Here is a 19,517-nt window from a genome sequence, read left to right as displayed (position 1 = left end):
ATTGTCAGGGTTGCAGTTCGCGCACAGGCCGCACTTCCACACTGCCGACCCTGGCGGCGGGGATGCCCTTGGCGATGTTCAGCGCCTCGTTGAGGTCGCGGGCATCCACCAGATAGAAGCCGGCCAGTTGCTCCTTGGTCTCGGCGAACGGGCCATCGGTGAGGCTCATCTGCCCATTGCGCACACGCACCGTGGTGGCGGTCTGCACCGACTTCAGCGCCTCGGCCGCGAGCATGCGCCCGCCGCCCTGCAGGGATTCGGCGTACGCCATGCACTCGGCGTCTTCCGGGCTGTCGGGCAGGCTGTGCAGCAGCCCTTCGTCACAATAGACCAGGCACAGGTATTTCATGGTTGCCTCCAGGGCATTGGCACAGTGCGTTTGGCGATATCGGCTCAGGGCTTGAGATCGAACAGGGCTTTTTGGGTTTCCATGTCGAAGGGTGCCGACCAGTGTTCGTGGATCACCTGCCATTGCCCGCCTTGGCGGCGATAGCCGACCGTGACGCGCATGAAGCCACACTGGCTCTCGTCATCGGACGGGCCGCAGCGGTTCAGCCAATGGGCCAGGCCCAGGTCGCCGTCGGCGTACACGGTGAGTTCGGCCAGTTCGAAGACCATCGGGCCGGTGCAAAAGCCCATGCACATTTCCCAGTGGGCCTGGTAGGTGGCTTTGCCTTTGAATTGCAGTGCCTTGATGGCATCGAAGGCGACGATGTCGTCGGCATAGGGGGCGGTGATGGCCTGGATGTCGCGGTCTCGCACGGCTTGCATCCAGCGGTCGATCAGTTGGCGGATTTCGTTTTCGGCTGAGGTGCTCATCGGGGTACTCCGATCGCTTGAGGTTTTGGCACAGGTTTGGGCTGGGCCTTCAACTCTGGTCGAACGGGAACTGGGGGAATCGACAGGGGGTGAAATTATTTTTGTTGCCGGTAAGAGAGGGTTGGGCCGGCAGGTGCATGCCTGGAGATGTGTAGCGCCCATCAGATCGAGCGCCGCCCGCGCGGCGCATCGCGAGCGAAGCTCGCTCCTACATTTGTTTCCGGCCAGTGAAGCCTGTGACATTGGCGCGCGACCGCCTTGTTGGTCCGACGCGATATTGAGACGGGCACCAAGGGGCCGCGCGCCAATGCCTCAGGAATAACTGGCCCGAAACAAATGTAGGAGCGAGCTTCGCTCGCGATGCGCCGCGCGGGCGGCGCTCGATCTCATGGGCGCTGCACAACCTAAGGCATGCCCCCCTGCCTACACTGCCGAACTGGCGAGAATAAATTCCCGATACCCCGAAACAATCACATAAACCGCGAAATAGCAGAAGATCGCCGCCGACAACAGGTACGACCAGGTCAGCAGCCGGTCCCCAAGCAAGCGCCCACCATGGCTGGCAATACCACACAGGCTCAGACACCAGACCAACCCAGCAGCAAAAAAGCCGCTAAGGAACAACCCCGCATCCAGCAAACTGCCACCGCCGGAGCGTGAAATCAGCACCCCACCGACAGCCGCAAACCACAAAATCGCGGTGGGTGACGACATGGCCAAAAAGATCCCACGCAGAAACTCACGCCAACCGGACTCCACCACCACGTCTGCCCGCGCCTCCATGTGGCCGCCGCGCCACGCGGCCAGCAGCATCTTCACCGCAAACCACACCAGCAGCGCCGAACCGCCCAGCCACAAGGTCCAGCGCACGCTTTCGAATTGCAACAGCACGGTCATCCCGGCCAGTGCGGCAACGGCATAGATCAAGTCACCCACGCAAGTCCCAAGCCCCAGCCAGAAACCTTTGAGAAAACCACGCTGCATGGCCAAGGTGATCATGGCGATATTGGCGATGCCGATGTCCAGACACAGGGACAGGCTTAGGAGAAATCCATTGGAAAAAGGCATTGAGCACTCGATGACCGGCCAATTAAGCGCCGTAGAGCCTGCCACGAGTGATCACTCGATTGAAAGCGCAAATTCCCCATGACAGTGGGCGCGGTAGCCCCTGATGCCAATCAAGCTCAGTCGATGCCCGCCAGCACGCGCGCATACAGCGCCCGGTCCACATTCGCCCCGCTAAGCACCACGGCCACCCGCCTACCCACTTGTCGCTCGCGCTCCTGCATCAACGCCGCCAGCGCCGCAGCCCCTGCACCTTCGGCAGTATTGTGCGTGGCTTCGTGGTACACCCGCATGGCCTCGGCGACTTCACTGTCGGTGACCCGCACGATGCGCGCGGCATGCTCGCACACCAAGGCGAACGCCTCCGGGTGCGGCACGCGGCAGGCCATGCCATCGGCGAAGGTCTGGGCGGTGGCGGTGGTGACGATGCGGCCCAGCTCGAAGCTTTGCGCATAGGCATCGGCAGCGCTGGACACTACCCCCACGATCTCGGTCTTCAACCCCAGCAGGTTGCGTGCCTGGATCAGCCCGCAGATCCCCGACCCCATGCCGATCGGCACGTACACGCTGTCCAGGTCAGACACCGCCTCGAGCAGCTCCAGGGCATAGGTGGCCACGCCGCGCACCAGCTCCGGGTGAAACGACGGCACCATCGCGTACCCCAATTCATCAGCCAGCCGGGCAGCCTCTTCACGGGCCACATCAAAATCGACACCGTGCTCCACCAGTTCGGCGCCGAGGGCGCGCATGGCGGCGTTCTTTTCGGTGGAATTGCCTTCAGGCACCACAATCACCAAGGGGATACCAGCCTGGCGGGCAGCCAGTGCCATGCTCTGGCCGTGATTGCCACGCGTCGCGGTAACCAGGCCGCGCGGCGGATTGCCGCCCGCCAGCAGCGAGCGCACGTAGACCAACCCGCCACGCACCTTGAATGCACCGGTGGGCGCGTGGTTCTCGTGCTTTACCCACACCTGGCAGCCCAGCCGTTCGGCCAGCAAAGGCCAGGCGTGCTGCGGTGTTGCAGGCACGTGCTGGTGAACGAAATCGGCGGCTTCGCGCAGGGCATTCAGGTCGAACATGGCGATCATCCCTCTTCGGTAGGTGGTTGATCCGATCCTAAGCCCCGGGCATTGTATGGGTACAATCTTATATTGCATGGGTAGCAATTTCGTGTGGATCCCAACACTCGTAAACGATGACCAGCCCCGCTACCTGGCATTGGTCGATGCGATCGCCAACGCGATTGAGCGCGGCGAGCTCAAGGTCGGTGACCGCCTGCCACCGCAACGGCGCCTGGCCTGGAAGCTCGACCTGAACCCCAGCACCACCCAGCAGGCCTACCGTGAAGCTGCCGCCCGCCACCTGGTGGCCGGCGAAGTCGGCCGCGGCACCTACGTGCTGGCAGGCAGCAAGGAAGCGACCCTGTTTCGCCTCAAACACCAAGACGGGCCAAAGCCGCTGATCGACCTGTCGACCAACGTACCGGTGGCCGACCCGCACAATCAGGACCTGCAGCGCAGCCTGCACAGCGTGCTGGAGCAGCGCGACAGCAGCCTGCTGGATCACTACCTGGGCCCCGAGCAACTGCTGCGCGGCCGTATTCAGGGCGCGCACTGGCTGGCCAAGCGTGGCTTGGCGTTGGCCCCGGACGAGTTGCTGCTCAGTGGCGGCGCTCAGCAAGCACTGACCCTGGTGCTGCAGTCGTTCTGCCAGGCCGGTGAACCGGTCATGCTCGAAGCCTTGACCGCACCTGGCATCAAGGCAGCCTGCCGACAGCTACGCCTGCCCGTGCATGGCGTGGCACTGGACAGCCAAGGCCTGCGGCCCGACGACCTTGACCGTGTCACCCGCGCCAGCGGTGCCCGCGTACTGGTCACCACACCGACCCTGCACAACCCCACGGGCGCCTGCATGGATGACGCCCGCCGCGAAGCGCTCGCGGCGGTCGTCAAACGCCTGGGGCTGCTGGTGATCGAGGATGACGTGTATGGCGCACTCAGCGACCGACCGCCGCTGTACCCACTGCTGGGCGAGCAAGGGGTGCTCATCAGCAGCTTGTCCAAGACGGTGGCAGCAGGTTTGCGTGTAGGGTGGATCGCGGCCAACCCACAGCTGCTTGCACACATCGACCCGCACGCCCAGGCGAGTCACTGGCCGGTGTCGCCACTGAACCTGCATATCGCCTGCCAGTGGATAGAAGATGGCACCGCAGCGCTACGCCTGGCCTGGCAACGTGCTGAAATTACCGAGCGCTGGCGCCTGGCGCGAAAGCTGCTGGGCGATGGGTTGCACAACACAGGCCAGCCTTCGCCGCACGCGTGGCTGGCCACTCCGCAAGGTGCAGAGGGGGTGGTCAAGCAGTGTCGCGAACGGGGCGTGGAGGTTGTCCCGGCCAGTGTGTTCGCCATTGGCGCCAGCGAGGTGCAGGCCGTGCGTATCAGCCTGTCGGCGGCCGCCAGCCGGGCTGAACTGAAACAAGGGCTGGAGGTGGTGCGGCAGGTGCTTTCCAGTGAATGAACCGGGCCAGCCACTGCACCGGGAGAAGCCTGCAACCTCTTCGCGTCGGCGCGGCGCGAAGAGGCCGCTGACCTTGAACGATCAACCCTGCTGGCAACCCTCGCCCATGGCGCGGTACTGAATGGTGTGCACCTGGCCCTGGTGGTCTTCATAGGTCATGGTTGCAGGTACCACTTCGCAAACATTGGGGATGGTCGACAGGTTGATGACCCGTTTGATATCCAGGTTCATGGAGTAGTCGTACTGCTGGGCCACAGGCTGGTTGGAGACAGGTTGGACCTCATCGGCGAGGGCGAACGAGGACATACCGACCAATGCAAGAATCAGTAATGGTTTCATGTGGGAGTGCCTATAAAGCAATCAAGCTGATCGATTGACTTCTAATGCCGTCATTGGCGCGGAGAAGTTGTCATCGACTGCAAAGATGACACGAAGTACCGATCCCGCTTCGTCGTACTGCTGGTGGGATGAGTAAAAGTCTACTCCCGGTTGGCAATAGTTGAACCCCGAAGTCGGATATTCACCCTTGCCGGATTTGCAACAATCTGCGACATAATGGGCTGGATATAGTGGCGTAGAGCCGTTGATTGGTCTCTGCCCGACCCGGCCGATTCAACAAGGGAAATGCGCGATTTCTGATTACCTGTGTTGCTCAAGGCTGCTCGACCCTGAACGACGCCTGCTCGATCACTTCTACCGCCAGCACGGCTCGCGCATGCGCTCGGCCAGTGACGGCGAACTGTGGGTGGCGCGTGCCAGCTGCATCATTGCAGGGCTGAACTTGACCCCGGTGGGCGATGGCTACTGGCTTACCGGGCTGTTCGTCGACCCGCAACAGCGCAGCCAGGGTGTGGCTGGGCGGCTGGTCGAAGCCGCGCTGGCTCAGGCCGTTGGGCCGACCTGGCTGTTCTGCCACCCCGACCTGGTGCCCTTCTACCAGCGCCTTGACTTCGACACGGCAACCATGCTGCCAGAACCCCTGGCTGCCCGCCTGCAGCGCTACCAGCGCAGCAAGCCGCTGGTGGCCCTGCAGCGTGGTCAGTCGTCGCTGGCGTCCAACCCGGGGAACAGCACCTCGGTGTAACCGAATTTGGCGAAGTCCTGGATGCGCGAGGGGTAAAGCCGGCCGATCAGGTGGTCGCACTCGTGCTGCACCACCCGCGCATGGAAGCCATCGGCAAAACGGTTGATCGGGTTGCCTTGCGGGTCGAGCCCTTCATAGCGAATGTGCTTGTAGCGCGGCACCACGCCGCGCAAACCGGGTACCGACAGGCAGCCCTCCCAACCGTCCTCGACCTCGGTGGTCATCGGCGTGATCAACGGGTTGATCAGGATGGTCTGCGGCACCGCTTCGGCATCGGGGTAACGCTCACTGCGTTCGAAGCCGAAAATCACCAGTTGCAGGTCGATGCCAATCTGCGGCGCGGCCAGGCCCACACCCCCGACATGGCGCATGGTCTCGAACATGTCGTCGATCAACTGCTGCAATTCGGCGCTGCCGATCAGGTGTTCGGGCACGGGCGGGGCGATGCGCAGCAGGCGTTCGTCGCCCATCTTGAGAATGTCACGGATCATCTGGGGTTCGGCTCGGAAGGTTGATGCTGGCTCGGTTGCGGGTGTTCGTGGCCCAGCACGGTCAGGGTTTCCTGGGATTTTTCACCGTCGAAATCCTTCTCGCCAGGGTTCTTGCCCTCGGCCGACATGTGCTCGATCACCGCGTTCATTTCCGCGCCGAGCAACAGCACGGCGGCGGAAATATAGAAATACAGCAACAGCACGATGATTGCACCGATGCTGCCGTACATGGCGTTGTAATCGGCAAAGGTTTTGACGTAGTAGGCAAACCCCAGGGAGGCGACGATCCACACCACCACTGCCAGCACCGAGCCGGGGGTGATGAAGCGAAATTTCTGCTTCACATCCGGCATCACGTAGTAGATCAAGGCCACCGCTACCATCATCAGAATGATGATCGCCGGCCAGCGCAGGATGGTCCAGACCGTGACGATGACCTCCTGCATGCCGACCTGCGCGGCAATCCATTCCATCACCTGCGGCCCCAGCACCATCAGCGCTGCCGCAGCCAGCAGCATGCCGGCGATACCCACGGTGTAGAAGATGGACAGCGGTATGCGCTTCCACACCGGGCGGCCTTCCGGCACATCGTAGGCGGCGTTCATGGCGCTCATCATCAAGCGCACACCCGCCGAGGCGGTCCACAGGGCAATCACGATACCCACCGACAACAGCCCGCCCTTGGACTGTTGCAACTGGTCGATCACCGGGTTCACCTGCTCCAGCGCCTGGGGCGGCAGCACCAGTTCCGATTGCAGGCGCAACCAGGAGAAGAAGTCTGGCAAATGCAGGAAACCGATCAGGGCAATCAGGAACAACAGGAAGGGGAACAGCGAAAACAGCATCTGGTAAGCCAGCGCGGACGCATAGGTGGACATCTCGTCGTCAAGGAACTCCTTGACGGTGCGCACCAGCACGCGGTGCAAGGGCAGGCCCTGCAGGGCGGAAAATATCATAGCGTCTCCTTTCGCCGCTCGATCGATACAACAGGCAAGTCTAATAGACCACGCCGTTGCCGTGCTGCTCCCGAGGGTTATAAAGAAAATGCCTACGTAACTGGGCCCAGGCATTCGCGGGCAAGCCCGCCCCCACCGGCTACGTGCTACCTGCAGGGGCGGGCTTGCCCGCGAATCGATGGAACGCTCAACACGGCATCAAGGCTTCTTCACGGCATCCTTGACGTCACCCTTGATCTGCTGCGCTTCACCCTTGAGTTCCTGGGCCTTGCCTTCAGCCTTGAGCTTGTCATTGTCGGTCACCTTGCCGACGCCCTGTTTCACGTTGCCGATTGCTTCGTTGGCCAAGCCTTTCGCTTTGTCTTTAGTACCGCTCATGGCAAAACTCCTGCAAATGGAGACACGTGAACCGTGTCGACAGTCTGTGGACCCGGGGCCTTTCGCAAGAGTTTCAACCAATTTCACCCGAACAAGCCGAGCGGCAAATCTGCGTGCGAATACCGCACCCATTTACCCCGCCCAACTGCCCAGTACCTGCCGGCTGCCCTAGAATCGCGGCATACGCCCGCCCACATAGGGCAGGCCAGTCATAAAAACAACGATTTTCGGAAAACCCGCCCCCATGCGTTTGATGCCTGTGCTCGTGGCCCTGCTGCCACTGCTTCCTCTGCCCGCCCTTGCCGCCTCGCCGGCCGTAACCGAAACCCTGCGCGTCGACCGCTATGCCGACGACGGCCAACCCGGCAGCCTGCGCTGGGCAATCGAGACCAACAACCAGAACCCCGGCCACTACCGCATCGAAATCGCTGCGGTCGGCCAGGCGCCTTATGTCATCCGACCGACGCGCGCGCTGCCTGAGATCAAAGGGCCGGTGCGCATCACCGGCCAGGCGTGGGCGCGCGACGGCCAGTACATCGCCATCGACGGCTCGGGCTACATCAAGGACCAGGGTGTGCACACCTGCCCCGGCGCTCTGCCCGGCCAGTTCGGCACCAACGTGCGCACCACCACGCACCCTGGCCTGGTACTGCGCGACACCCAGGGCGTGCACCTGAGCGGCCTGGAAGTGCGCAACTTCTGCATTGGCATTTTGGTCAATCGCGCCAGTGGCAACGTCATCGAAGACAACCGCATCATCGCCAACAAGGGCGGTGCTGGCATCATGCTGACCGGCGACGACGGTGCCGGCAACCCGACCGCAACCACCACGGTCAACAACAAGGTGCTGCGCAACCAGCTGATCGACAACGGCGACGGCCTGGAACTGACCCGCGGCGCAGCCTTCAACCTGGTGGCCGACAACCTGTTCCGCTCCACGGCGGCCAACCCCGAGCCCTCCCAGGGCATCGAAATTCTGCTGGGCAACGACAACAGCGTGGTCCGCAACCGTTTCGAGAACTACTCCGACGGCCTGCAGATCAACTGGGGCAACCGCAACTATTTGGGCGCCAATACCTTCAGCGGCAACTCGATCGGTGTCAGCGTCACCGGCGAGGGCAACATGCTCGATGGCAACCTGATCCACGGCAACCGCATTGGCGTGGCCCTGCGCCCGGAGCCGGCAATCACCGCCACCCGCCTGAGCGCCAACCGTATCTGGGGCAACAGCCAGGACATCCGCCGCTGCGAGGCCGGCGGCTCTTGCGTACCAGACCAGCGCACCGGCGCTATCGTGTTCGGCGTGCCGGCGCAGGCGCATGCGTTGTACGTAGGGTCGCGCGGGGTGGGGGCGGAGCTGGCGAAGAAGGACCAGGCGATCATCTGCAATGCCCAGGGTGAACCCAAGCCGTGCCAGCCGTTGCCTAATCACAACCAGCAGCCACCGCGGCTGATGGCGCTGGAGGGGAACGTGATCCGCGGTGAGGTGCAGGGGCCAGCGTCGAGCCTGTTGCGCGTCGAGGTGTTCGGCAATGCGCAAGCAACCGGCAGCGAAGCGGAGCAGTATCTCGGGGAAGTGCTGGTGAACAGCGATGCCAAGGGGCAGGCGCGGTTCGCCCAGGTGCTGGAGAACAGTGACGGGCTGCACAGCTTCACGGCGACCGTGACCACGGCCGACGGGGCGACTTCCGAGTTGAGCCTGCCGGTTCGTCGCTGAGGCAACCGGCCTCTTCGCGGGTTTACAGACGAAGAGGCCGGCCCAGGCAAACCTTGCTCAGCCACCCGCCACCCCTCACAATGCAGGCCTTATCAAGCGTCAACCCGCAGGAACCTGCATGAAACTCGACAAACCCGCCGCCATCGCACGGCGTAACGAAGCACTGGCCCGGCCAGTACTGACCAGCAGCAACACCCTGTTCGCTATCCTCGACCCGAAACGCAACCTGTGGTGGTTCGAGGTGCCGGTAGCGTTGCTGGGCAAGGGCCAGCCCGATTGGGTCAACCTGCTGCTGCACACCCCCGACACCGATGAGCTACAGCACCTGAAGGTGCCGACCAACTTCCTCAAGGCTCACCTGGAGCAGATGGAAGTGCGCAAGCCCGGCAAGCGCCGCTCGACCATCAGCCTGGCCCTGAGCGCCGACCGCGATTCGCTGCTGCGCGACACCCGCCCAGGTGGCGAGCAGCTGGACTTCCGGACCTTCGTGCAGGCCTGATCAGGCCCGCTCGATGCGATCGTCATGGATGACGATGCGGCCTTGTTTGAACAACGCACCAATGGCCTTCTTGAAGTTGCCCTTGCTGACGTTGAACAGCTTGCTGATCACTGCCGGGTCGCTCTTGTCGCACACCGGCAGCATGCCGCCTTCGGCTTCAAGGCGCTGCATGATCAGCTCTTGCAGGCTGTCCGCCAGGGCGGCACCCACCGGCTGCAGGCTCAGGGCGAGCTTGCCGTCGTGGCGAATCTCTTTGATGAAGCCCTTCTCGTGCATGCCCGAGCGCAAGAACTTGAACACTTCGTTCTTGTGGATCAAGCCCCAGTGGCGGTTGTTGATGATCGCCTTGAAGCCCATCGGCGTCTCGCCCGCCACCAGCAGCTCGACCGGCTGGCCCACCTGGTAATCGGCCGGGGTGCGGTCCAGGTAGCGGTCCAGGCGCGCCGTTGCGGTGATGCGGCGGGTGCGCTTGTCGAGGTAGGCGTGCACCACGCAGTAGTCACCGATCTTCAGCGGCTGCAACTCTTCCGAGTAAGGCATCAGCAGGTCTTTGGGCAGGCCCCAGTCAAGGAAGATGCCGGCGCCGTTGATGTCCTTGACCTTGAGGCTGGCGAATTCACCGACCTGCACCTTGGGCTTCTCGGTGGTGGCAATCAGCTGGTCTTCGCTGTCCAGGTAGATGAACACGTTCAACCAATCGTCGACCTCGGTCTCGGCGTTCTTCGGGATGTAGCGCCCCGGCAGCAGGATCTCGCCATCGGCGCCGCCGTCCAGGTAGAGGCCGAATTCCACGTGTTTAACGATTTGCAAACTGTTGTAACGCCCAAGCAGAGCCATTTCCGATGTTCCTCAAGACAAGACGGCTATTCTACACCCGAAGCCGCCGCGCTGCCTGACCGCTGATTCGGTGGAACCGCCACCTTACCCTTGCGTCTACTGATTGGCAGCCACTGCAAGGATCAGCACATGCCTTCACGCCTGTTCAAGCCCCTGCTCATCGCCGTGGCGTTCGCCCTGGCCCTGGCGGCGTGCAGCCGCATCGACCTGGCCTACCGCAACCTCGACCGCCTGGTGCCGTGGTCGCTGGGCGACTATCTGGACATGAACCGCGAGCAGAAAGTACTGCTCGACGAGCGCCTCAAGCAGCACCTGGCCTGGCATTGCAAAACCCAGCTGCCCAGCTACCTCGACTGGCTGGACCGGGTGCGCACCATGGTCGCCGAGGACCAGGTGACCGACCAGGCGTTGCAGCAACGCACCCGCGAAGCGCGCGCAGCCATAGGCCGTGTCGCCGAAGAGATCACCCCTTCCGCTACCGAATTGTTACGTGGCATGAGCGACGCCCAGGTGGCAGAAATGCGCCAGGCGTTCCGCGACGACATCAGCGAACGACAAAAGAAGTATGTCGACACGCCCTTGCCCAAGCAGATTGCCCGCCGTACCGAACGCATGGAAAAACGCCTGACGCCGTGGTTGGGTGAGCTCAGTGCGGCGCAACGGCTGCGGGTGCAAGCCTGGTCACAGGCGCTGGGCGACCAGAACCGCCAGTGGATCGCCAACCGCGCGCATTGGCAGCAACAGCTGGTGCTGGCGATGGACCAGCGTAGCGACGCCAGCTTCGAACCACGCCTGGCGCAATTGCTACAGCGCAAGGAGAGCCTGTGGACGCCGGCATATCGCATGGCCTACCAGAACACCGAGCAACAGGCGCGCACGTTGCTGGTCGACCTGATGCAACTGAGTACCCCGGCGCAGCGCCAGTTGCTGCAGCAGCGGCTGGGCAAGGTGCGGAATGATTTCAGTGAGTTGAAGTGTTTGAAGGGCTGACATGCTGGGGCCGCAAAGCGGCCCCGGGTTCACCGCAACTTGCGCCGATACGGAAACACATCGATCACCTTCCCCTCACGAATCGTCGCCTGCAGCCCCTTCCAGTAATCCGCGTCATACAACTCCCCATGCAACCGGCTGAACAGCCGCCGCTGGCCCATATCGGCAAACAGAAACGGCGGAAATTCCTCGGGGAACACATCATGCGGCCCGATCGAGTACCACGGCTCGCCCGACATCTCGTCCTCCGGGTAGCGCGGCGGTGGAATATGGCGGAAGTTCACCTCGGTCAGAAAGCAGATCTCGTCATAGTCGTAGAACACCACCCGGCCATGGCGGGTGACGCCGAAGTTCTTCAGCAGCATGTCGCCGGGGAAAATATTCGCCGCCGCCAGTTGCTTGATGGCCAGGCCGTAATCCTCCAGCGCCTCGAGCACCTGCCCTTCACTGGCGTGTTCCAGGTACAGGTTGAGGGGCGTCATGCGCCGCTCGGTCCAGCAGTGGCGGATCAGCACCGTGTCACCCTCCAACGCGACCGTGGACGGCGCCACCTCCAGCAACTCGGCCAGGCACTGCGGCTCGAACTTGCTCTGCGGAAAGCGGAAATCAGCGAATTCCTGGGTATCGGCCATGCGCCCTACCCGATCGACACTCTTCACCAGCCGGTACTTGTCGATCACGGTGGCGCGGTCGACCGTCTTCGAGGGCGCGAACCGGTCCTTGATGATCTTGAACACCGTATTGAAGCCCGGCAGGGTGAACACGCTCATGACCATCCCGCGCACCCCCGGGGCCATGATGAAACGGTCGTCGCTGCTGGCCAGGTGGTTGATCAACGCCCGGTAGAACTCCGACTTGCCATGCTTGTAGAAACCGATCGAGGTGTACAGCTCGGCAATGTGCTTGCCCGGCAGGATGCGTTTGAGGAAGTTGACGAACTCCGCCGGCACCGGCACATCGACCATGAAATAAGACCGGGTGAAGGAGAAGATGATCGACACATCGGCCTCATCGGTGATCAGCGCATCGGCCTCGATGCCATGGCCTTCGCGGTGCAGCAAGGGGATCACCAATGGCCACTGCTCGTCGGGGGTGTACAGGCGGCCGACCAGGTAGGCGCCCTTGTTGCGGTACAGCACCGGCGAGAACAGCTCGACTGCCAGGGCCGGGTCCTTGCACACCCAGTCCGGCAGGCATTCGCGCAGTTGTTCTTCCAGGCGCGTCAGGTCGCCTTCCAGGTCACCATAGGGCACATCGAACGGGTAGTCGGCGAAGATCGCCCGCAGCAAGCCTTTGAGACCATCGCCAAGTGCGTACGTGCGGGTTTGCGCGGCGCGCTCGTGGCTGCGCATCGACGGCCGGGTGGTGTGGATGAACATGCAGCCGTCGCTGATCTGGTCATGGCTGAACAGGCTGCAGAACAGCGAGTTGTACCAGGTTTCGGATAGCTCGTCGTCGAGCCGAGGATCGATCAGGCGAATATAGGCGCTCTTGACCAGCGGCCACTGCTCCACCTCCAGCAATACATCCTCGGCAAAGCGCTGGCGTAGCCAGCCGTTGGCCTCGGCCACCTTCTCTTCATACAGGTTGATACGCGCCGCCGCTGCGCGCTGGATGTCTTGCCAGCGCGCTTGCTCGAAGCGCTCACGGGCACCGAGGGTGATGCGCCGAAAGTGCTCGCGGTAGTCATCGAAGCCGTCGAGGATCATCCGGGCGATTTCGCCGGCGGGCCAGTGCTGGGGCATGCGAGGCATCTCGTTGCAGGGTGAGATACACAGCTTAGCCGGTCCCTTGCCCCCGAAAGGGCGCGCACCGATTCACTGCGCAAGAAAGCACAAGAATCCCGCTCCCCCCTGGCGTAAACTCGCGCCCTGCCCAAACCCCGGAGACCGTTGTGAGCCCCATCGCCCTAGCCCGCCTGCTGACCCTTGCCGCTGTCTGGGGGGCGAGCTTTTTGTTCATGCGCATCATCGCCCCCGAACTCGGTACCGTGCCGACTGCGTTTTTCCGGGTGTCGATTGCCTGCCTGGGGCTGATCGCCATCCTCGCCGCCGCGCGGGTACGCTGGGACTTCCAGGGCAAACTCGGCGCTTGCCTGGTATTGGGCATGATCAACTCGGGCATCCCGGCCACTTTCTACTCCGTGGCCGCGCAAGTACTGCCCGCCGGCTACTCGGCGATCTTCAACGCCACCACACCGCTGATGGGCGTGCTGATCGGCGTGCTGTTCTTCCGCGAACCGATGACCCTGCCCAAACTCTGCGGCATCTTCCTGGGCCTGTTCGGCGTCGGCATCCTCAGCGGCGCCGGCCCCGTCGCCCTGGACATGGCCCTGCTGCAAGGCGCCCTCGCCTGCCTGGCGGCCACCACCTGTTATGGTTTTGCCGGCTTCCTCGCCCGCCGCTGGGTCAGCGGCCTGGACAGCCGCCTTTCGGCTCTGGGCAGCATGCTCGGCGCAACCTTGCTGCTGAGCCCGCTGTTCGCCTGGAGCGCGCTGACCCAGCCACCCGCCAGCTGGGGTGGCTGGAACGTGTGGCTGTCGCTGCTCGGGTTGGGCCTGCTGTGCACCGCATTCGCGTATATCCTGTACTTCCGTCTGCTGGAAGAAATCGGCCCGGTCAAGGCCAGCACCGTGACCTTCCTGATCCCGGTATTCGGCGTGTTGTGGGGCGCGTGGTTGCTGGACGAGCCGCTGTCGATGGCGCACCTGTACGGCGGCCTGCTGATTGGCGCCGCCCTGTGGCTGGTGCTGCGCCCGACACGTAAATAAAGCAGGAGCCACGATGAGCGATGCATACAAGAAGGTGTTGTTCCGCCTGCAGCAGGACGCGGACGGCTACCCGCCCGCCTCGGTCGAGGGCCTGTGGGCCAAGGCAACAGAGGGCGGCTACGAAGTCGACAACATCCCGTTCTATGTCTACGGCATTGCACCGGGCGACATCATTGGCACGCGGGACGAAGCAGGTGAAACCTGGTTCGACGCCTTGCGCAGCAGCGGCGGCCGCTCGGTGTTCCGGGTCATCGTCAAGCCACCGGAAACCCTCGACCAAGTGCGCACGGCACTGGAGGATTTCGGCTGCAAATGCGAAGCGGAACAGGCAGTGAGGATGCTCGCTGTCGAAGTCGCCACACAGCGCTCGCTCGACACCTTGCTCTACTACCTGCTGACCCAGCGCGAAGCCGACCTGCTGGACTTCGAGGAAGGCGTGCTACGGCACACCATCCCCGAAGAATTCCGCTAAAGGCTTACGCCTCGGCCAATTGCGCAGCCGGCTTGCGGAACACGAACAGCAAGCCCACCACGATCAGCCCCATCCCCAGCAGGCTCAGCGGTGCCAGGCGGTTACCGAAGATGAGGAAGTCCATCACCGCCGTCACCGCAGGCACCAGGTAGAACAGGCTGGTGACGTTGACCAGGTTGCCCTTGGCGATCAGGCGATACAGCAGCAAGGTCGCCAACAACGACACCACCAGCCCCATCCACAACAGCGCAACGACGAAACCACCGCTCCACTGCACCTGCAACGGCTGCAACGGCGCGAACAGCGCGCACAGGGCAAACCCTGCCAGGTACTGCAGCGGCAGCGTGCCCATGGGGTTGTCGGTGATGCGTTTTTGCAGGATCGAGCCAAAGGTCATGCTGCCCAACGCCAACAGCGCAAACAGCATGCCGGCCAGGGACACCCCGCCAAGGTTGATGCTCTGATAGACCACCATCACCAGCCCGGCAAGGCCCAACCCCAGGCCGAACAACCGGCTCCAGGAGCGCTGACGCTCCATCAGTACCACAGTAAGGATAGGCTGCACCCCCATCACCGTGGCCATGACGCCGGGGGTGACATGGGTATTGAGCGCCAACAGATAGAAGATCTGATAGGCCCCCAGCAGCACACAGCCGGTGCCCAGGGCGCGCACAATCGCCCCGCGACTGCGCGGCCAGCGCAAGCCCAGCAACGGGCCGATCAGCAACAGGCCGGCGAGTGCCAGCGCCGAGCGCAACAGCAGGAAGGCGAACGGGCTGGCGTGCGCCAGGCCCAGCTTGGAGACGATTGCCCCGCTGCTCCACAGCAGGACGAACAGGCTGGTGGTGGCCGCCGAGGCCACGGATGCTTTGGAAATGACAGACATGTAGTGCCACCTTTCGGGCGAATAAGCCGAACGGAGGGCGTAACTTTCAGCGAGGGAAGTAGCCGACCGTGTTCAGTAGGTTGCGGGTGCGGTGGGATGCGGCAAAAAGCCGATCAGCCCAGCACGACCACGCAGCGAGGCGGAGCTACGCCGCCTACAACGCCACTGACAGGTGGTGGGTAGTGACTGATCATGGCCGGCTGCTGGCTGCCACGCACGACACTGCCCGCGACTGGCGCGAGGGCAAAGCATGTGGTGGAAGGGATGGCAGGCATGAACAGGTCTTCGGATGAGATCAATGGCCTGGACTATAGCCCGCTGCAAGCCCGCTGACAACTCCCCCAATCGCCGACCTTGCACAACCCTCGCGGGCGCGGCCGCTGGTTAATTTTTCACCGCCTTGGCTCGTCTGAATGCGAAACGTCGCACGCATTCACCCGCTCCGAGGACCCCCAATGAACGCAAAAACCTGGCTCTACCGGCCAGCCCAGATTACCTGCCTGCTGCTGGTCAGCGCCTACGCCCACGCGGCCAAGCCAGGTGACGTATTCCAGGACTGCAAGGACTGCCCAGAGATGGTAGTGCTGCCCGCCGGCAGCTACGTGATGGGCGCCCCCGACGACGAAGTCGGCCGCCAGCCCGACGAAGGCCCGCTGCATACCGTGACCTTCGCCAAGCCATTCGCCATGAGCCGCTACCAGGTCACCGCTGGCGAGCTGGACGCTTATATCAAGGCCACCGGCACCGTCATCAAGAGCGGCGACGACCGCCCCGGCCGCTGGTGCGAGGCCAGCAAGCCAACCTACAAACAAACCGCCCGCCAACCTGCGGTGTGCGTCGACTATGACGAAGTCCAGGCCTACACCGTATGGCTGGCGAAAAAAACCGGCAAACCGTACCGCATGGTCAGCGAGGCCGAACGCGAATACGCCGCCCGCGGCGGCTCCACCGGCCCGTTCCCCTTCCCCTTCGATGAGCCGGGCAAGTACGAAATCAGCAAGCACGCCAACACCTATGGCCCCCGCGATGGCTACACCTTCACCGCCCCCGTGGGCAGCTATCCGGCCAATGCCTTCGGCATGTACGACATGCACGGCAACGTCTACGAATGGGTCGCCGACTGCTACCACGAAAGCTACGAAGGCGCCCCCAGCGACGGCAGCGCCTGGGTCCAGGACCCCACGTGCATCCGCGCGCACATGCGCGGCAACGACTGGGGTGAGCCACCGATCTTCTCGCGCTCGGCCAACCGCAATGACCGGCTGAAAACCACCCGTGGTGATTTTCTCGGTTTCCGCGTAGCACGCGAACTCTGAAACGTGTGACACGGTTAACGTTGCGCCTGCGAAAAAAACAGTCAATAAGAATCGTTCCGGTTTTTCGCAGGTGCTGCGTCACATACAGCACATAGAAAAAAACCCCTCTGCCAACGAGAACGCAACCCGATGTCCAAGCCCTTGCCCAGTGCGCTCAACCCGCTCGCCAAAGCCTTACTGATTCGTCATTCGCTTCGTCCCCAGCGTGCGCTGTCACGCATCGGCCTGGGCCTGGCGCTGTCTAGTGCGCTGGTTTTCCAGGTGCAGGCGCAGGAGTGGACGCTGGATATCCCGGCGCAGTCGATGAACTCCGCGCTGCAGGCGCTGGCCAAGCAGACGGATACGCAGCTGCTGTACAGCCCGGAAGACATTGGCGGGCTGCGGTCTTCGGCGCTGAAGGGGCGGCATGATCTTGCGTCGTCGTTGCGGATTCTGTTGCAGGGGACGGGGCTGCGGTATCAGATTGATGGTAATTCGGTGACGGTGACGGCGAGCTCGGGCTCGAAGGACGGGCAGGTAGAGTTATCGGCGACCAACGTGAATAGCGTGGGCCTGGGCGCAACCACTGAGGGGACCGGGTCCTACACAACGGGCTCCACCAGCACTGCGACCAAGATGAATCTGTCGATTCGAGAAACGCCGCAGACCATCAGCGTCGTGACGCGTCAGCGTATGGATGACCAACAGCTTCATACCATGAGCGAAGTACTGACCCAGACCCCGGGTATCACCATGTCCCAAGATGGGGGAGAACGGTTCAACATCTATTCTCGCGGTAGTCAGATAAACACATACCAGATAGATGGCGTCACCACTACCCAAGAAAACCAGACCCGCACCATGCCTGGCACATTGCTGGACATGGCACTCTATGACCGAGTCGAAATCGTCCGAGGCGCCACCGGATTGATGACCGGCGCGGGGGACCCCAGCGGCGTAGTCAACGTGATTCACAAACGCCCGACGGCACACTTTCAATCCTATGTTCAGGGTACTGTCGGTTCCTGGGACTTTAACCGCCTGGAAGCAGACGTCTCGGGCCCTCTGGTCGATAGCGGCAAGTTGCGCGGGCGCTTCGTGGCGGCTAAACAAGACAACAATACGTTCATGGACTGGTACAGTCAGGACAAGAATATCTTTTACGGCGTCATCGAAGCCGACGTCACCGATACCACGCTGGTCCGTTTCGGGGTGGACTATCAGACCTACAAGGCAACAGGTGCTCCAGGCGTGCCCTTGATGTACAACAACGGCCAGCAAACCAACTTTTCGCGGTCCACAAGTGCCGGTGCTCGCTGGGCGTACGATGATTACGAAACGTTCAATTACACCGTCAATATCGAGCAACAACTCGCCAATGACTGGCAGTTGAAGATTGCGGGAAACTACATGGATGTGGACCGTGACGTTGGCGTCGCCTATTACGCCACCAACAGCCTCACGTCCAGCCTTGACCCCGCCACCAATCGTGCCACCGGCGAACGAGGAAAGTCCTGGGCAGACCAAGTCCAAAAAGGGGTCGACGTCACCCTTCAAGGCCCGTTCGAAGCGTTTGGTCAAACGCATGAATTAATCTTTGGTTATAACTACCAGCAATACGATAATACACACTACTCCTACACAGGCGGAACACAAAGTTTCGATTTTGACACCTGGGACAACGAGCTTCCGAAGCCGAGCAGCTACACGCCATTATTGGACTTCAACATCAATTCCCGGCAAAGCGGTTACTTTGCGGCAACCCGCCTCAACCTCACTGACGACCTCCACTTTATTCTCGGCGCACGCGGCAGCAACTACGAATATAACTATTACTCGAAAGTACTTAACAACCCAGCCCTCGAGCCGACCTCCTACGGCATGCGGGAACATGGCGTAGTCACGCCCTATGCCGGCATTGTCTACGACCTGACCTCGGAGCAATCGGTTTATGCGAGCTACACCGATATCTTCAAGCCGCAGTCGAACCGCGACATCGATAATAAACCACTGGAACCGGTGGTGGGCACAAACTACGAACTTGGCTGGAAAGGTGAATTCTTTGACAGTCGCCTAAATGCCAACGCTGCCGTTTATTACATCAAGCGCGATAACTTGGGCGTTTCTACCGGCGAGACAATTCCAGGGACCGATGACATTGCGTTCAAGTCCATCAGCGGTGCCAAGACCAAAGGCATCGACCTTGAACTGTCTGGTGAAGTACTGCCTGGCTGGAACGTACAATCCGGCTACAGCTGGTCCCGCACCGAAGATGCAGATGGTAACCGTCAACTGACGCAGCTCCCCACTGATACCCTTCGCTTCTGGACAACTTACCGGTTCCCCGACCAATGGAGCGACCTGACCCTGGGCGGGGGCGTCAATTGGAACTCCGGGACATCGCTCTACTTCACACGCTACGGGACTCGTGCTAAACAAGATGACTACTACGTCGCCAGTTTGATGGCGCGTTATCAAGTCACCGACCATCTGAGTACGACCCTCAATATCAACAACCTTTTCGACGAAAAGTACTATGCAGGCTTTGCCGGAAACTACGGTCACTACGGCGCACCGCGTAATGCCATGCTGAACCTGCGCTACGACTTCTAGCACTCGCCTGACAAGCCATTACCCGCCCCCTGCCACATAAAAAAGCGGCGTTGTTCTTGCGAACAACGCCGCTTTTTTATGTAACGAGCATAGCCCACCACACGTGATGAACCTTACAAGAAGCCCTG

Annotated in this window: 20 protein-coding genes; 9 read left to right on the top strand and 11 right to left on the bottom strand. The window is 62.0% G+C overall.

Going from position 1 to position 19,517, the window contains the following annotated elements; genetic code table 11:
- Window positions 1-4: 4 nt before the first annotated feature.
- The 4 genes from DJ563_RS00815 to DJ563_RS00800 form a co-directional block, all read right to left on the bottom strand.
- Window positions 5-349 carry a YciI family protein gene (locus DJ563_RS00815; RefSeq protein ID WP_033699692.1) on the bottom strand — a complete coding sequence of 115 codons (345 nt, stop codon included), beginning with the start codon at window positions 347-349 and terminating at the stop codon, window positions 5-7.
- A 44-nt stretch (window positions 350-393) separates the two neighbouring features.
- Complete coding sequence (locus tag DJ563_RS00810; protein ID WP_047583801.1) at window positions 394-819, bottom strand: YybH family protein; 426 nt, start codon at window positions 817-819, stop codon at window positions 394-396.
- 423 nt (window positions 820-1,242) lie between these two features.
- Window positions 1,243-1,887 carry a LysE family translocator gene (locus DJ563_RS00805; RefSeq protein ID WP_033699695.1) on the bottom strand — a complete coding sequence of 215 codons (645 nt, stop codon included), beginning with the start codon at window positions 1,885-1,887 and terminating at the stop codon, window positions 1,243-1,245.
- Between the two features lie 116 nt (window positions 1,888-2,003).
- Complete coding sequence (locus DJ563_RS00800) at window positions 2,004-2,963, bottom strand: threonine dehydratase (RefSeq protein ID WP_434518663.1); 960 nt, start codon at window positions 2,961-2,963, stop codon at window positions 2,004-2,006.
- A 76-nt stretch (window positions 2,964-3,039) separates the two neighbouring features.
- Here DJ563_RS00800 and DJ563_RS00795 point away from each other — a divergent pair, with 76 nt between their 5' ends.
- Window positions 3,040-4,401, top strand: a complete 1,362-nt coding sequence (locus DJ563_RS00795; RefSeq protein ID WP_434518662.1) for a PLP-dependent aminotransferase family protein — start codon at window positions 3,040-3,042, stop codon at window positions 4,399-4,401.
- Between the two features lie 81 nt (window positions 4,402-4,482).
- Here the strand turns inward: DJ563_RS00795 and DJ563_RS00790 are convergent, their stop codons facing one another.
- Window positions 4,483-4,740 (bottom strand): DUF2790 domain-containing protein, encoded by a 258-nt coding sequence (locus DJ563_RS00790; RefSeq protein ID WP_033699696.1) that lies wholly within the window; start codon window positions 4,738-4,740, stop codon window positions 4,483-4,485.
- 376 nt (window positions 4,741-5,116) lie between these two features.
- On the opposite strand from DJ563_RS00790, the gene DJ563_RS00785 reads away from it, so the two are divergent.
- Window positions 5,117-5,485, top strand: coding sequence for a GNAT family N-acetyltransferase (locus tag DJ563_RS00785; protein WP_434519682.1), 369 nt, complete (start codon window positions 5,117-5,119; stop codon window positions 5,483-5,485).
- Here the strand turns inward: DJ563_RS00785 and def are convergent.
- The 3 genes from def to DJ563_RS00770 all read right to left on the bottom strand — a co-directional run bounded on the left by def (window position 5,440) and on the right by DJ563_RS00770 (window position 7,310).
- Window positions 5,440-5,976, bottom strand: a complete 537-nt coding sequence (gene def, locus DJ563_RS00780) for a peptide deformylase (RefSeq protein ID WP_274098887.1) — start codon at window positions 5,974-5,976, stop codon at window positions 5,440-5,442. The two genes, DJ563_RS00785 and def, sit on opposite strands and share 46 nt — an antisense overlap.
- A complete protein-coding gene (locus DJ563_RS00775) occupies window positions 5,973-6,932 on the bottom strand; it encodes a YihY/virulence factor BrkB family protein (RefSeq protein WP_186658118.1) in 960 nt (319 codons plus the stop codon). The genes def and DJ563_RS00775 overlap by 4 nt, the downstream gene beginning before the upstream one ends.
- 198 nt (window positions 6,933-7,130) lie before the next feature.
- Window positions 7,131-7,310: a CsbD family protein gene (locus DJ563_RS00770; RefSeq protein ID WP_033699700.1), complete on the bottom strand. Its 180-nt coding sequence runs from the start codon at window positions 7,308-7,310 to the stop codon at window positions 7,131-7,133.
- A 244-nt stretch (window positions 7,311-7,554) separates the two neighbouring features.
- Here DJ563_RS00770 and DJ563_RS00765 point away from each other — a divergent pair, with 244 nt between their 5' ends.
- Both DJ563_RS00765 and DJ563_RS00760 read left to right on the top strand, forming a co-directional pair.
- Window positions 7,555-9,027, top strand: coding sequence for a right-handed parallel beta-helix repeat-containing protein (locus DJ563_RS00765; RefSeq protein ID WP_434518661.1), 1,473 nt, complete (start codon window positions 7,555-7,557; stop codon window positions 9,025-9,027).
- A 118-nt stretch (window positions 9,028-9,145) separates the two neighbouring features.
- A complete protein-coding gene (locus DJ563_RS00760; RefSeq protein WP_186658124.1) occupies window positions 9,146-9,526 on the top strand; it encodes a hypothetical protein in 381 nt (126 codons plus the stop codon).
- Here the strand turns inward: DJ563_RS00760 and DJ563_RS00755 are convergent, their stop codons facing one another.
- Entirely contained in the window at window positions 9,527-10,363 is an 837-nt protein-coding gene (locus tag DJ563_RS00755) for a CvfB family protein (protein ID WP_274100248.1), read from the bottom strand.
- Window positions 10,364-10,492: 129 nt separating this feature from the next.
- On the opposite strand from DJ563_RS00755, the gene DJ563_RS00750 reads away from it, so the two are divergent.
- The gene (locus DJ563_RS00750; RefSeq protein ID WP_434518660.1) at window positions 10,493-11,353 is read left to right on the top strand and encodes a DUF6279 family lipoprotein; all 861 of its coding nucleotides are present in this window, start codon (window positions 10,493-10,495) and stop codon (window positions 11,351-11,353) included.
- 29 nt (window positions 11,354-11,382) lie between these two features.
- Here the strand turns inward: DJ563_RS00750 and aceK are convergent, their stop codons facing one another.
- Window positions 11,383-13,098 carry a bifunctional isocitrate dehydrogenase kinase/phosphatase gene (aceK, locus tag DJ563_RS00745; RefSeq protein ID WP_274100250.1) on the bottom strand — a complete coding sequence of 572 codons (1,716 nt, stop codon included), beginning with the start codon at window positions 13,096-13,098 and terminating at the stop codon, window positions 11,383-11,385.
- A 149-nt stretch (window positions 13,099-13,247) separates the two neighbouring features.
- On the opposite strand from aceK, the gene DJ563_RS00740 reads away from it, so the two are divergent.
- Both DJ563_RS00740 and DJ563_RS00735 read left to right on the top strand, forming a co-directional pair.
- Window positions 13,248-14,123 carry a DMT family transporter gene (locus tag DJ563_RS00740; protein WP_186658137.1) on the top strand — a complete coding sequence of 292 codons (876 nt, stop codon included), beginning with the start codon at window positions 13,248-13,250 and terminating at the stop codon, window positions 14,121-14,123.
- A 13-nt stretch (window positions 14,124-14,136) separates the two neighbouring features.
- Window positions 14,137-14,595, top strand: coding sequence for a DUF4265 domain-containing protein (locus DJ563_RS00735; RefSeq protein WP_033699708.1), 459 nt, complete (start codon window positions 14,137-14,139; stop codon window positions 14,593-14,595).
- Between the two features lie 4 nt (window positions 14,596-14,599).
- On the opposite strand, the gene DJ563_RS00730 is transcribed toward DJ563_RS00735, so the two are convergent.
- Window positions 14,600-15,481 carry a DMT family transporter gene (locus DJ563_RS00730; protein ID WP_274100251.1) on the bottom strand — a complete coding sequence of 294 codons (882 nt, stop codon included), beginning with the start codon at window positions 15,479-15,481 and terminating at the stop codon, window positions 14,600-14,602.
- 455 nt (window positions 15,482-15,936) lie between these two features.
- Here DJ563_RS00730 and pvdO point away from each other — a divergent pair, with 455 nt between their 5' ends.
- Window positions 15,937-16,797, top strand: coding sequence for a dihydropyoverdine dehydrogenase (pvdO, locus tag DJ563_RS00725; RefSeq protein ID WP_274100252.1), 861 nt, complete (start codon window positions 15,937-15,939; stop codon window positions 16,795-16,797).
- 129 nt (window positions 16,798-16,926) lie between these two features.
- The gene (locus DJ563_RS00720; protein WP_434518659.1) at window positions 16,927-19,389 is read left to right on the top strand and encodes a TonB-dependent siderophore receptor; all 2,463 of its coding nucleotides are present in this window, start codon (window positions 16,927-16,929) and stop codon (window positions 19,387-19,389) included.
- Window positions 19,390-19,517 lie beyond the last annotated feature (128 nt).

Source organism: Pseudomonas sp. NFX1, from assembly GCF_051123555.1.
Classification (GTDB): Bacteria; Pseudomonadota; Gammaproteobacteria; order Pseudomonadales; family Pseudomonadaceae; genus Aquipseudomonas; species Aquipseudomonas capeferrum.
This window is presented reverse-complemented; position numbering and strand designations above follow the sequence as displayed.